8 protein-coding genes are annotated in these 13,104 nt (G+C 71.3%); 4 read left to right on the top strand and 4 right to left on the bottom strand.

Going from position 1 to position 13,104, the window contains the following annotated elements:
- Window positions 1-69 precede the first annotated feature (69 nt).
- Entirely contained in the window at window positions 70-3,171 is a 3,102-nt protein-coding gene (locus ACFKCF_RS31535) for a PDZ domain-containing protein (RefSeq protein WP_394498896.1), read from the bottom strand.
- A gap of 165 nt (window positions 3,172-3,336) precedes the next feature.
- Here ACFKCF_RS31535 and ACFKCF_RS31530 point away from each other — a divergent pair, with 165 nt between their 5' ends.
- Together ACFKCF_RS31530 and ACFKCF_RS31525 are read left to right on the top strand one after the other, a co-directional pair.
- On the top strand, window positions 3,337-3,759 hold the full coding sequence (locus ACFKCF_RS31530) for a hypothetical protein (RefSeq protein WP_394498895.1): 423 nt from the start codon (window positions 3,337-3,339) through the stop codon (window positions 3,757-3,759).
- 29 nt (window positions 3,760-3,788) lie between these two features.
- Window positions 3,789-4,757 (top strand): TIGR03557 family F420-dependent LLM class oxidoreductase, encoded by a 969-nt coding sequence (locus ACFKCF_RS31525; RefSeq protein WP_394498894.1) that lies wholly within the window; start codon window positions 3,789-3,791, stop codon window positions 4,755-4,757.
- 6 nt (window positions 4,758-4,763) lie between these two features.
- On the opposite strand, the gene leuS is transcribed toward ACFKCF_RS31525, so the two are convergent.
- Window positions 4,764-7,214 (bottom strand): leucine--tRNA ligase, encoded by a 2,451-nt coding sequence (gene leuS / locus ACFKCF_RS31520; protein ID WP_394498893.1) that lies wholly within the window; start codon window positions 7,212-7,214, stop codon window positions 4,764-4,766.
- Between the two features lie 562 nt (window positions 7,215-7,776).
- Between leuS and ACFKCF_RS31515 the strand changes: the two genes are divergently transcribed.
- Window positions 7,777-9,738 (top strand): hypothetical protein, encoded by a 1,962-nt coding sequence (locus tag ACFKCF_RS31515; protein ID WP_394498892.1) that lies wholly within the window; start codon window positions 7,777-7,779, stop codon window positions 9,736-9,738.
- Here the strand turns inward: ACFKCF_RS31515 and ACFKCF_RS31510 are convergent, their stop codons facing one another.
- Entirely contained in the window at window positions 9,739-10,980 is a 1,242-nt protein-coding gene (locus ACFKCF_RS31510) for a cytochrome P450 (RefSeq protein ID WP_394498891.1), read from the bottom strand.
- A 205-nt stretch (window positions 10,981-11,185) separates the two neighbouring features.
- Between ACFKCF_RS31510 and ACFKCF_RS31505 the strand changes: the two genes are divergently transcribed.
- Entirely contained in the window at window positions 11,186-12,226 is a 1,041-nt protein-coding gene (locus ACFKCF_RS31505) for a methyltransferase domain-containing protein (RefSeq protein ID WP_394498890.1), read from the top strand.
- Here ACFKCF_RS31505 and ACFKCF_RS31500 read toward each other — a convergent pair.
- Window positions 12,216-13,097, bottom strand: coding sequence for an alpha/beta fold hydrolase (locus ACFKCF_RS31500; RefSeq protein ID WP_394498889.1), 882 nt, complete (start codon window positions 13,095-13,097; stop codon window positions 12,216-12,218). The two genes, ACFKCF_RS31505 and ACFKCF_RS31500, sit on opposite strands and share 11 nt — an antisense overlap.
- Between the last annotated feature and the right edge of the window lie 7 nt (window positions 13,098-13,104).

Raw genomic sequence — 13,104 nt, 5'->3', positions numbered from 1 at the left:
TGAGTGGGCAAGGGCCCCGACGGCGGCGGGCGGGCGGCCAGGGGCCGGTCGGGGCGGTGGGTGGGGAGGTTACTGCAGGGGCGGGAGGTCCGGCGGCGTGGCGGGTGGGTGTTCTTCGAGGGCCGCCAGCGCCAGCTCGATCGCCTTCTCGAGCTGCGGGTCCCGCCCCGCCACCCGGTCCTGGGGCGTGATCACCACCTCGATGTCCGGCTCGACCCCGTAGTTCTCCACGCCCCAGCCGTGTCCTTCGAGCCAGAACGAGTACCGGGGCTGCGTGACCCGCGTCCCGTCGACCAGCGAGTACCGGGAGTCGATGCCGATCACCCCGCCCCACGTCCGCGTCCCCACCAGCGGGCCGATGCCGCGGATCTTGATCCCGGCGCTGACGATGTCACCGTCCGAGCCCGCGAACTCGTCGGTGATCGCCACGATCGGCCCCCGGGGCGAGTCCTCCGGGTAGCGCATCGGCTCGTAGCCGCGGGCCCGCGCCCACCCGGTGACCTTGCGGGACAGCTTCTCGAGCACGAGCTCCGACAGGTGCCCCCCGCCGTTCTCGCGCACGTCCACGACCAGCCCGTCGAAGGCCATCTCGGTGCGCAGGTCGCGGTGGAACTGCGCCCACCCCGTCGCCACCATGTCGGGCACGTGCAGGTATCCGAGCCGGCCGCCAGAGGCCTCCCGGACGTGGGCGCGGCGGCTCTCCACCCAGTCGTGGTAGCGCAGCCGGGTGTCGTCCGCGATCGGGCTGACCACGACGCGACGGGTGTCCCCTCCGGCGGCGGGCCGTACGGTGAGCTCGGTGGGCCGGCCGGCGGTGCCCGCCAGAAGGGGCAGCGGGCCGCGTACCGGATCCACGGGACGCCCGCCCACCGCGACGATCGCGTCGCCGGGACGGACGGCCACCCCGGGCGCGAGCAGCGGGGAGCGCGCGTCGTGGTCGGAGGACTCGCCGGGCAGGATGCGTACGACCCGCCACGCGCCGTCGTCGTCCCTGGCGAGGTCCGCGCCCAGGAGTCCCTGGCGGCGGCGCGGGTCGACGCCGCCGCCGTTGGCGTTCGCGTACGCGTGGGAGGTGCCCAGCTCGCCCTGCGTCTCCCAGAGCAGGTCGATCAGCTCGGAGTGGGCGCCGATGCGCTCCACCAGGGGCTCGTAGCGGTCGAGCACGCCCTGCCAGTCGACGCCGTTCATGTCCTCGCGCCAGAAGTGGTCGCGCATGAGACGGCCGGCCTCGCGGAAGCCCTGCCGCCACTCGGCGATCGGGTCGATCTCCACGGCGATCCGGTCGAGGTCGATGGAGACCACCTCGTCGCCCTCGGTGGCGGCGCGGGTCTGCAGGCCGTTCTTGCCGTTGGTGACGAGCCTGCCGCCGTCGCCGCTGACCTCGAACGACCGTACCTCCTTGCCCAGCTCGGCCTTGGCGCGCTTCTTGAGGTCGTAGCGTTCGAGCACGACCTCGGTGACCGACTCGGTGCCGTCGCCGAGCTGCCCCGCGAGGGGGTGGCGCAGCCAGAGCAGCGCGTCCTTGGCGGTACGCAGGTTGCCGTAACGGCCGGCGGGCACCGGCACCGGCACCACGCGCGAGGAGAGCCCGTCGGGATCGACCTCGGTACGCGGCGCGTCGTCGTCCTTCTTGTCGTCCTTGGCGGGCTTGTCGTCCTCGCCGTTGAACCCACGCCCCTGCAGGGAGGGGTCGAACGGCGACGGCGTGGTGGCCTGCAGGGGCACGATGTACGGCTTGCACCCGCCATGGAATGACATGTCGAAGACGTGCGCGTCGTACACCGGGTCGAAGGTCCGCACCGACAGGAACGCCAGATGCTTCCCGTCCTTGGTGAACACCGGATCGAAGTCGGAGAACCGCATCGACGTCACGTCGAGCACCGACGTGCCGTCGACCCGCCCCATCTTGATCTGCGACAGCGGCTCGTGGTGCGGGTGCACCCAGGCCAGCCACCCGGAGTCGGGCGAGAACGTGAGCCCGCTGACGTCCCCCTGCGTGGTCCGGTCGAGCTGCCGGATATTTCCGGACTCGATGTCGACGACCAGCAGCCGACCGTCATGCGTGGCGACCGCCACGTGCTTGCCGTCGGGCGAGGCCGTCAGTTCGAGCACCCGCCCGAGCTCCCCGGTGGCCAGCGTCCTGATCTCGCCGCCCGGCGTGCCGATCTCCAGCCCGTCCTCGCCGCCGGCGTCCGACACCCAGACGGCCCGCCCGTCCGCGTCGAGCACCTGCGGCAGCCGTACCCGGACGCCCGCCTGCGCCCGCAGCACGCCCGCCGGCCCGTCGCGGTGGGTCACCCAGTGGGCGGTGCCGCGGATCTCCACGGCGCTGGCCCGCCCGCCCGCGTCCGGCGAGAACGCGCCGACCCGCAGCGGCGCGGGGCGCTTGGCCCGCCCGGGCCGCGGCCCGCCCAGCGTCACGTCCAGCCGGTACGGCTGCGCGTCCAGGCTCTCCAGCAGCCACAGGTCCCCGGCGTGGCTGTAGATGACCCGTTCCCCGTCGCCGGCGGCGTGGCGGGCGTAGAACTCCTGGTGATCGCTGTGCCGGCGCAGGTCGGACCCGTCGGGCAGGGCGGAGTAGAGGTTGCCGACGCCGTCGATGTCGGCCAGGAAGACGAGCCGGTCCCCCACCCAGTTGACCGCCCAGTACTGCGCGGTGCTGTCGGCGAACAGGCGGACGAACTCCCCGTCGCCCTGGGCGTCGACCCAGATCTTGCCGGCCGTGCCGCCCCGGTACCGCTTCCACTGCGACGGCTCGCGCCACATCGCCGACACGGTGGCCACCTGCGCGCCGCTGACGGCCACGTCGCTGACCCACCCGTACGGCAGGCGCGTGGCGGGGCTCCCGTCGAGCGGCACCGCGTACGCCCAGTTCCGGCCCCGCTCGCTCTGCCCGGCCGCGGTGATCGCCACCACGTCGCCGTCGGCCGTCCAGCCGCGCGCGCCGGTCGTGGCGCTGCCCCAGTAGGTCAGCCGCTCACCCTCGGGGCCGTCGATCCCGGCCGCGAACACCTCCGGCGCGCCCTCCTTGCCGCTCGTCCACGCGATGCGCGTGCCGTCGGGCGAGAATCTCGGGTGCGACGCCGACACGCGGTCGGCGGTGAACCGCCACGCCCGGCCCCCGGACAGAGGAGCCAGCCAGACATCGTCGTCAGCGACGAAGGTGACCATGTCACCGTGGAGATGCGGGTATCTGAGGTATGCGCCATTTGTCACACGTGCACATTAATGCCAGATGCCAAGGTCAGCCCAAGAATTCTCCCTCGAACGGGTCCAGCACGTCCCGCGAACTGTCAAGTAGGGGATGTGCGTGAAATGCCGGGAAGAGGGGGACCTATGAAGTTTTGCGTGCGCCCACACCAGCTCCCGCCCCGCCTGGCCGCCGCGGCCGTCATCCTCAACTCCGGGCTCAGCAAGGTCCGCGCCGACGAGCAGACCGCCGCGGGCCTGCACGGCATGGCCTCGAACACGTACCCGTTCCTGCGTGACATGGACCCGGTGGCCTTCACCAAGCTGCTCTCCAGGAGCGAGATCGCGCTCGGAACGGCGCTGCTCGTCCCGTTCGTGCCCTCGCTGCTGGCGGGGGCCGCTCTGACCGGGTTCGCGGCGGGGCTGTTCGGCCTGTATCTCAGGACGCCGGGGATGCGGCAGGAGGGCAGCCTGCGCCCGTCCGAGCAGGGCATCGGGCTGGTCAAGGACATCTGGCTGCTCGGCATCGGCATAGGGCTGGTGCTCGATGAACTCCAGCCTGCCGACTAAGACCGACAAACCCGGGTACGCGGCACCATATGGTACAAATCGGCTACACCTTGATGTCCGAACAGACCCCCGCCCGGGAGCTGGTCGATTACGCCGCGGTGGCCGAGCGGATCGGCTTCGACTACGCGGTCATCTCCGATCACTACTTCCCGTGGATCGAGGAGATGGGGCACTCGCCGTACTGCTGGTCGGTGCTCGGCGCGGCGGCCCAGGTCACCCGGCGCCTGCCGCTCATGACGTACGTGACCTGCCCCATCATGCGCTACCACCCGGCCGTGGTGGCGCAGAAGGCGGCCACCATGGGCGTGCTGAGCGAGGGCAGGTTCACACTGGGCCTCGGGTCGGGCGAGAACCTGAACGAGCACGTCATCGGCGAGGGCTGGCCCCCCGTCGACACCCGGCACCGGATGTTCGCCGAGGCGATCCAGATCATCAAGCTGCTGTTCGGCGGCGACTACGTCACGTACCAGGGCGAGTTCTACGACGTCGACTCGGCCAAGCTCTACGACCTGCCGGAGCGGCCGGTCCCGCTCGCCATCGCCGCCTCCGGCGGCCAGTCCGCGGAGATCGCGGCCGATTACGGCGACGTGCTGGTGGTCAACGAGCCCCTGCCGGACGTGGTCAGGCAGTTCAACGCCGCGGGCGGGCAGGGCAGGCCCGTGTACGGGCAGCTGCCCATCGCGTACGACACCGATCCGGAGGCCGCCAAGCAGCGGGCACACCACCTGTGGCGCTGGGCGGCCGCCGGCGGCTGGAAGGTCATGTCCGAGCTGCCCGGTCCGGTGAACTTCGCCGCCGCGGCCGGCACCGTACGGCCCGAGGACGTGGCCCAGAGCGTGCCGTGCGGGAACGACGTGGACGCGGTCGTGCAGGGCGTCAGGCAGTTCGCCGACGCCGGGTACACGCACGTCGCGCTCGTCCAGATCGGGCACGACCAGCAGCAGCCGTTCTTCGACTGGGCGGAGAAGGAGCTGCTGCCGGCCCTGCGCGACCTGTGACCGCGGTTACGGGACGATGTTGACCAGCTTGGGAGCCCGGACGATCACCTTGCGGGGCGAGTTGGTCAGGTGAGCGGCGACCTTCTCCGAGGCCAGCGCCAGCCGACGCAGCTCGTCCTCGGTGATGTCCGGCGAGACCTCCAGCCGGTCGCGCACCTTGCCCGCCACCTGCACCACGCAGGTGACCGATTCCTGCACCAGCAGCTCGGGCTCGGCCACCGGCCACCCGGCGAAGGCGACGGCGCCGGTGCGGCCCAGCCGCTCCCAGCCCTCCTCGGAGGTGTACGGGGCCACCAGCGACAGCATGATCGCCAGCGTCTCCGCGGCCTCGCGCACCGCCGGGTCACCGGCGCCGGGGCCGGCGTCGATGGCCTTGCGGGTGGCCGAGGTCAGCTCCATCATGCGCGCCACCGCGACGTTGAAGCGGTAGGACTCGATCAGCTTGGTGACCTCGTCGATCGTGCGGTGGGTGACCTTGCGCAGCTCCACGTCGCCGCCCTCGAAGGCCACGCCGGGGGCGCTGTCCACCTCCGACATGACGCGCAGGGCGCGGGCCAGGAACTTCTGCGACGCGGCCGGCGAGAGGTCGGCCCAGTCGATGTCGTCCTCGGGCGGCCCGGCGAAGACCATGGTCAGGCGCACGGCGTCGACGCCGTAGTCGTCGATCTGCTGGCCCAGGTCCACGCCGTTGCCCAGCGACTTCGACATGGCCTTGCCGCCGTTGATCACCTGGCCCTGGTTGAGCATGCGCCGGAACGGCTCGGTGAAGTCGACCATGCCCATGTCGTGCAGGACCTTGGTGAAGAACCGCGAGTACAGCAGGTGCAGGACCGCGTGCTCGATGCCGCCGACGTACTGGTCGATCGGGCCCCACTTGCGCACCTGCTCGACGTCGAACGGGCCGTCGGTGTAGCCGGGCGAGCAGTAACGCAGGTAATACCACGACGAGTCGACGAACGTGTCCATCGTGTCGGTGTCGCGCTTGGCCGCGCCGCCGCACTTGGGGCACTCGACGTTGACCCACTCGGTGGCGCTGGCCAGCGGGGAGACGCCCTTGGGGGCCAGCGCCTCGCCGCGCATGTCGGGCAGCGTGACCGGCAGCTGCTCGTCGGGGACGGGCACCTCGCCGCAGTCGCCGCAGTGGATGATCGGGATCGGCGTGCCCCAGAACCGCTGGCGGGACAGCAGCCAGTCGCGCAGCCGGTAGTTGACCGCGCCCGTGCCCCTGCCCTCGCGCTCCAGAATCTCGATGATCTTGGAGATGGCCTCGACCTTGGTCAGGCCGTCCAGCGGCCCGGAGTTGACCAGGGTGCCCTCGCCCGGCGTGGCCTCGCCGGTCTCGCCCGGGTCGGCCAGGCCGGTGTGCACGACGACCTTCACCGGCAGCCCGAACTTCAGCGCGAAGTCCAGGTCGCGCTGGTCGTGGGCGGGCACGGCCATGATGGCGCCGTGGCCGTAGTCGGACAGCACGTAGTCGGCCGCCCAGACCGGGATGCGCTCGCCGTTGACCGGGTTGACCGCGTAGCGGCCCAGGAAGACGCCGGTCTTCTCCTTGTCGGTGGACAGCCGCTCGATGTCGCTCAGCTTGGCGACCTCGGCGCGGTAGGCCTCGAACTCGGCGCGGTGCTCGTCGGTGACGATCTCGTCGGCCAGCTTGGCGTCCACGGCGACCACGAAGAAGGTGGCGCCGAACAGCGTGTCGGGCCGCGTGGTGTAGACGTGGACCGGCTCCTCGCGGCCCTCGATCTCGAACAGCACGTCGGCACCCTCGGAGCGGCCGATCCAGTTGCGCTGCATGGTCAGCAGCCGCTCGGACCAGCCCTCCTGCAGCTGGTCCATGTCGTCCAGCAGGCGCTGCGCGTAGTCAGTGATCTTGAAGTACCACTGCGTCAGCTCGCGGCGTACGACGTCAGCGCCGCAGCGCTCGCACTTGCCGGCCACGACCTGCTCGTTGGCCAGCACGGTCTGGTCGTTGGGGCACCAGTTGACCAGGCCGCCCTTGCGGTAGGCCAGGCCGCGCTCGAAGAACCGGTTGAACAGCCACTGGTTCCACCGGTAGTAGTCGGGGTCGCTGGTGTGCAGGCGGCGCGACCAGTCGAAGGACAGCGCGTAGCGCTTGAACGAGGTGACCTGCGTCTCGATGTTGGCGTAGGTCCACTCGGCCGGGTGGGCGTTCCGCTTGATCGCGGCGTTCTCCGCCGGCAGGCCGAAGGAGTCCCACCCGATCGGGTGCAGGACGTTGTAACCCTTCTGGTTCCAGTAACGAGCGACCACGTCGCCCAGCCCGAAGGCTTCGGCGTGGCCCATGTGCAGGTCGCCGGACGGGTAGGGGAACATGTCGAGCATGTAGCGGCGCTCGCGCGGGTCGGCGGGGTCTTCGCTCGCCCGGTAGGGTTCCTGCTCCTCCCATCGCTGCTGCCACTTGGCCTGCAGCGCCTGCGGATCGTACTCACTCACGGCTACTGTCCTTCTGGATTGATTCGGACCCCATAAGAAAACCCCCCGTGCACACAACGAGGGGTAGCCGCGACGGCGAGAATCTTCAGGGCCGTCGCGGCCCGCTAAGAAGCAGGGTCGCGGAACGCATGTGTCAAGCCTAGCGCACGTCTTCGGCTGAATGCAGATACTCGATCGAGGTCCGCAGGCACAATGGACCCTTCAGGTCCAGCGAGACCTGATGGTGATGTATCCGTTGTGACCTCATTCGTCCCCTATGAATACCCTTGTCACCGTGGTGTACCCAGCTGAGCCCGAGCGACCAGAGGTCGGCCTGCCGATGCAGGACCCGCCGACGGATCCGCATGGCTTCGCTCGTTTCGCTGCGGAACCACCTGTATCTCCTGGAAAATCCCATGAGATCATGCCTGGTACGTCAAATCCGGATATAACGGGCTATCCGGACAGATCTTCTGGAGGGCCGGCAGCAATGGCAACGGAGAATTCCGGACCACACCTGCCACCGTCCTGGCCAGACGCACCGCGCCGCGACGCGCCCGGCTCCCCCGCAACGGAGGTCCCCATGTCCTGGCCCGAGGCCCCGAGGTCCGCTCAGCAGGATCCGGCGTGGCCCGAGCCGCCGCGCAAGGACGACTCCTGGCCGGAGCCGCCGCGCCGGTCCCGCCCCGAGCCCGCCCGTGCCGATGCTTCGGGACCGCAGTCGTGGCCGGACCTGCCGCCCCAGGGCGCCACCGGTCCCTCCTGGCCGGCCCCGCCGGGCCGCGACGCCACCGGCCCCTCGTGGCCCGAGCCCTCCCCGCAGGGCGCCGCCGGCCCTTCCTCCTGGCCGGACGTGCCGCCCCCGAGCGCGGCGGGCCCGTCCTCCTGGCCCGACTCATCCCCGCAGAACGCCGGGCCGTCGTCCTGGCCGGAGGCGTCCTCTCAGAACGTGCCGTCTTCCTGGCCCGACTCCCCGCCACAGAACGGCCCCTCCTCCTGGTCCGACTCGCCACCGCAGAACGGCTCCTCCTCCTGGTCCGACTCGCCACCGCAGAACGGCCCCTCCTCCTGGTCCGACTCCCCGCAGAACGGCCCGTCGTCGTGGCCGGGTGCCGCGCCGCAGGGCGGGCCGTCGTCCTGGCCGGATGCCGCACCGCAGGGCGGGCGGGGCACCTCGCCCGACCTCCCGCTCCCTGGCGGGCCGCCGCCCTCGTGGCAGGACGGGCCTCGGCAGGGCAGCGCCGGACCGTCCTCCTGGTCCGAGGCGCCGGCCCGGGGCGGCGTGGAGTTCGACTCGGAGTTCGGCTCGCGGGGCGAGGACCGCCCGGTGCCGGACCCGATCCCGGCGTGGGAGCAGCCCCCGCCCCCGTCCGCCGACTCCTGGTCGAACCTCTCCTCCCCCGCCCCCTGGCCCCCCGCGGAGCGGGACAAGGCCGGTGCCCCGGAGCAGGCGACGGCGATGTACCAGGTCGACGACCTTCCGCAGGGCGCGCACGCGCCGCCCCGGCAGTCGCACCCCTCCGAAGAGCGGACGATGACGTACGCCCAGCACACGGAGAACCTGCTCAACGACCGCGCCGCCCCTTCCACTCCCGACATGGACTCATCGAACATCAGCGCCACGCCCCCCGCCGAGGACACCGACGCCCCGCGCCCCGGCTCGAACCTGAGCCGCGACCCCTCGGACCCCGACCGCCCGTTCGTGACCGCAGGCCAGATCAGCGGCTCCCGCACGCCGCCGCCGGAGCGCCAGCAGGAGCTCTGGAACACCGTCTTCGGCGACAACTACCAGGCCATGGGCGACCAGGACCCTCTGGAGGAGGAGAGCCAGGGCAAGCCCATCTGGATCTACGCGCTGGGCGGCTCCGTGGCGATCGCGCTGGTCGCGGCGCTGCTGTGGGCGTTCCTCGCCGGCCCGCTGGCCAGCGACGACCCGGCGGCCTCCAACGCCGTGGCCGAGAAGCCCACGACCTCGCAGAAGCCGAGCGCCACGCGGTCCTCGACCTCGATCGGCGCGCTGCCGAGATACCCGGGCAAGGCCGCCCCGGTCCTCGGCAGGGTGCCCGACGCCGCCGCCGGGATCTCCCTCCCGCGCCTGGGCGGCACGTGGCGGCTGGACACGCGCACCACCGTCAAGGCGACGTACAACTACGACACCCGCCAGTTCGTCCCGATCACGCAGGACAAGAGCGCCCAGCTCATGTCGGGTCCGCTGCCGCAGAATCTGGCCTCGTACTACGAGAAGGACAACCTGGAGCCGGTCATCAAGCAGGTGGTGCTGGACGCGCGCAAGCGCTTCTTCCCCACCGGCAACAAGGTCCGCAAGATCGCCCAGCAGCCGATCAAGGTGGGCGACAACACGGGACGGCTGATCGCGTACTCGCTGACGTCGGAGACCGAGAGGGCCACGATCGTGACGATGGCCGTCAACACCGGCGGCAACCTCCCGGCCATCGTCTACATGTCGATCCCGGCGGAGAGCAAGCAGCTCATGCCCGACATCCGCACGGTCATGAACCAGCTGAGGATCGGCGCCCAGGGCTGATCAGAAGTCGCACTCCATGTGCTTGATCCCGTTGATGAACATGGAGTGCAGCCGGTCGGGGCGGCCGCCCTCGATGCGCGGCACGCGGCGCAGCAACTCGCGGAACATCACCGTGATCTCCCGCCTGGCCAGGTGCGCGCCCAGGCAGAAGTGGGGCCCGGGCCCGCCGAAGCCGACGTGCGGGTTGGGCTGCCGGGTGATGTCGAAGCGGTGCGGGTCGGCGAACACGCTCTCGTCCCTGTTCGCCGACCAGTAGAACAGGACCGCCTTCTCGCCCTTGCGGTAGAGGTGCCCGTTCATCTCGTGGTCCCTGGTGACCTTGCGGCGCATGAAGTTGACCGGTGAGGCCAGCCGGACGATCTCCTCCACGGCTCCGGGCGCGTGCCCGTCGACGTCCTCCAGCCAGAGCGCGCGCTGGTCGGGGTTGTTGGTGAGCAGGCGCAGGCCGTACGAGATGGCGTTCCTGGTGGTCTCGTTGCCCGCCACCACCAGCAAGATGAAGAACGACCCCAGCTCCTGCAGCGTCAGCCGCTCGCCGTCGATGTTGGCGTTGACCAGGGACGACGTCAGGTCGTCCGTGGGGTTTTCGGCTCGATGGGCGGCGAGATCCTGCACGAGCTGCTGCAGCTCCATACCGGCGGCGAGCAGGCGCTCGGCGAGCTGGTCGAGGTCGGCGCCGCCGTATTCGGGGTCGAAGCCGCCGAGGATGACGTTCGAGCGTTCGAAGACGAACTGGTAGTCCCGCTCGGGGATGCCCATCATGTCGCAGATGATCTTCAGGGGGAGGCGCGCCGCGACCTCGGTGACGAAGTCGCAGCCCGGCCCCTTCTCCAGCAGGTCGTCCACGATGCCGACGGCCGCCGCCTCCACGTCCGACTCGAACTGCTTGATCATCTTGGGCGTGAACGCGCGGGAGACGATCCGGCGCAGTCTGGCGTGGCGCGGGTCGTCCATGTTGATCATCGAGCCGAAGTACTCGGCGAACTCGGCGGGCATGTCCGGGATGTTCGTCGCGCCGCCGTCTCCGGAGCAGAAGACCTCGGGGTTGCGGCTGGCCTCGAGGATGTCGGCGTGCTTGACCAGGGCGTGGTAGCCGGGGCCCCTGGGCGCGAAGTCGATCTCCATCTCCTGGAAGAAGGCAGGGGTCTCCAGCGCGCGCAGCCGCTCGAACGCCTCCTCGCGCTCGCTCATGGGCCTGGCCCAGAAGTCGCGATCCGACAGATCGAAGCCAAGAACGCTCATAAGCCCATCTTTTGTGAAAGCAAGCACTTACGTCAATTGGAAAACCAGTGGCTCCCGGCGGCGGGCCGGCTCTAGGGTGGCGCGCATGAAGTTCTTCTTCCACCTCCGGTAGCGATCCGCCGGCGGGTCGCGGACGATCCCACCGCCGGCGATGCGGGACGGCTGAGCGAGCGCCGTCCCGGGTCGCGACGTGGGAGAAGGACACGTGCATACCTTTGCCGTGGCCAGGGCGGTGCATGGCATCGAGCCCCTGGTGGCCACGGAGATCAGACGTTCCCGGCTGGGCGTGGTGCGCGGGGTGCGCCATCGCGAGGTGTGGTTCGAGGCCGCGCCGGGGGCCGACCTGCTGGCCCTGCGGACCGCGGACGACGTGCTGCTGGCCGCCGCCGTGGTGGACGGGATCGGCCACGGCCGCTCCGCGCTGCGCCGGCTGGCCCTCGCGGCCCGTTCCCTGAACGCGGGAGGGCTGGGGTGCCCGGGCAGCGGGGTGGAGGTGTCGGCGTCGTTCGTCGGGCGGCGCAACTACACCCGGTTCGAGATCGAGGACGCGGTCGGGGCCGAGCTGGCGCGGCCGCTGCGGCTGCCGTACCACTCCAGGAGGGACGGGGCGCGGCCGCCGCGGGACGCGATGTCGTGGCGGGTCACGATCGAGGGCGACCGGGCGCTCATCGCGCTGCGGCTGGCGGACCGGCCGCTGCACCGGCGGGCGTACAAGACGGACTCGATCCGGGGCACGCTGCACCCGCCGGTGGCCGCCGCCATGGCGGCGCTGGCCCGCCTCGGGGAGGCGGGGACGGTGCTCGACCCGTGCTGCGGCGCGGGCACGACGCTCATCGAGGCCCACGCGCTGGCGCCAGGGGCGCGTCTCCTGGGCTTCGACCACGACCCGGGCGCCCTCCGCGCGGCGGCCGCCAACGCGCGGGCCGGGGTCGGAGACGGGGCGCCGTTCGGGTGGGGCCTGGCGGACGGCGGGCGGATCCCGGTCGCGGACGCGAGCGTGGACCGGGTGCTGGTGAACCCGCCCTGGGGGCGTCAGGTGCCGCCCCGCGGGCTGCTCGCTCGGGACCTCGGCCCGTTGTGGCGGGAGGTCCGGCGGGTGCTGGCCGGCGACGGGCTCGCCGTGGCGCTGGTGCACGACGGGATCCCGCGCGGGTTCGCGGTGGAGGAGGCGGTCCGGGTGAGCCTCTCGGGGCAGCATCCGGTGATCGCGGTCCTCAGGAAGGAGGCGGGCCGCCTCAGGAGGTGAACCCCCGCGGGCGGACCTGGGTCATCTCGGCCGTGGACGGCGAGCCGAGCCAGTCGAGAACCAGCCGGTTGACCTCGGCCGGGCGCTCCAGGTGAAGGAAGTGCCCGGCGCCCGCCACCAGCTCGGCCCGCGAGCCCGGGGGCAGGTAGCTCATCGCGTTCTTGGCCAGCTCGGCGCTCAGGCATCCGTCCTGGGCGCCGTGCAGGTAAAGGACGGGAGCGGTGAGCCCGCCCTCCAGGGCGGGGTAGCGGCCGGAGGGAGGCGTGGTGCCGAGCATGGCGCGGTAGTAGCCGAGGGCCGCGCTCAGGTTGGCGGGCTCGCCGATGCTGCGCCGTACGAACTCGAGGTCCTCGCGCGCGTCGTAGCCGGGCGACCAGTCGCGCCAGAGGTTCTCGAGGAAGCCGGGGCTCGCGGCGGCCGCCTCGCCCACGGCCGTCTGGAAGAGGAAGACGTAGAAGGACCGCTTGAGCTGCTCGTACTCCAGGAACCCGGCGCCGAGCGAGCCGGGCGGCGGCACCGCGAGCGTGACGGCGCGCCGGAAACGTCCTGCCAGGTGGTACACGGGGAACGCGCCCCAGTCGTGCCCGATGACGACCGCGTCCTCGTCGCCCCCGAGCTCCTCGTGCAGCGCGCGGATGTCGGCGACCAGCGCGGCGTCCTCGTACGCGCCGTCGGCGGGCACCTCGGTGGGCGCGTAGCCCCGCATGAACGGCGCGACCGCGCGGTAGCCCCGCTGGGCCAGCGCGGGCATCAGGTGCCGCCAGGTGTGCGCGGAGTCGGGGAAGCCGTGCAGGCACAGCGCCAGCGGCCCCTCACCCAACGACAGATACGCGAACTCCACTCCGTTGGCGTGGATAGTCCTGATCTCCATGACTGCG

Origin of the sequence: Nonomuraea sp. JJY05 (assembly GCF_043496855.1) — a bacterium.
Lineage (GTDB): Bacteria > Actinomycetota > Actinomycetes > Streptosporangiales > Streptosporangiaceae > Nonomuraea.
Note: the sequence above shows the minus strand (reverse complement) of the source record. Positions and strands in the feature narration are given on the sequence as shown.

Excerpts from the sequence above, each read along its gene's own strand:
- ACFKCF_RS31535 (WP_394498896.1), bottom strand. The coding sequence starts at position 3,171 with ATGGTCACCTTCGTCGCTGACGACGATGTCTGGCTGGCTCCTCTGTCC.
- ACFKCF_RS31530 (WP_394498895.1), top strand. The coding sequence starts at position 3,337 with ATGAAGTTTTGCGTGCGCCCACACCAGCTCCCGCCCCGCCTGGCCGCC.
- ACFKCF_RS31525 (WP_394498894.1), top strand. The coding sequence starts at position 3,789 with ATGGTACAAATCGGCTACACCTTGATGTCCGAACAGACCCCCGCCCGG.
- ACFKCF_RS31515 (WP_394498892.1), top strand. The coding sequence starts at position 7,777 with ATGTCCTGGCCCGAGGCCCCGAGGTCCGCTCAGCAGGATCCGGCGTGG.
- ACFKCF_RS31510 (WP_394498891.1), bottom strand. The coding sequence starts at position 10,980 with ATGAGCGTTCTTGGCTTCGATCTGTCGGATCGCGACTTCTGGGCCAGG.
- ACFKCF_RS31500 (WP_394498889.1), bottom strand. The coding sequence starts at position 13,097 with ATGGAGATCAGGACTATCCACGCCAACGGAGTGGAGTTCGCGTATCTG.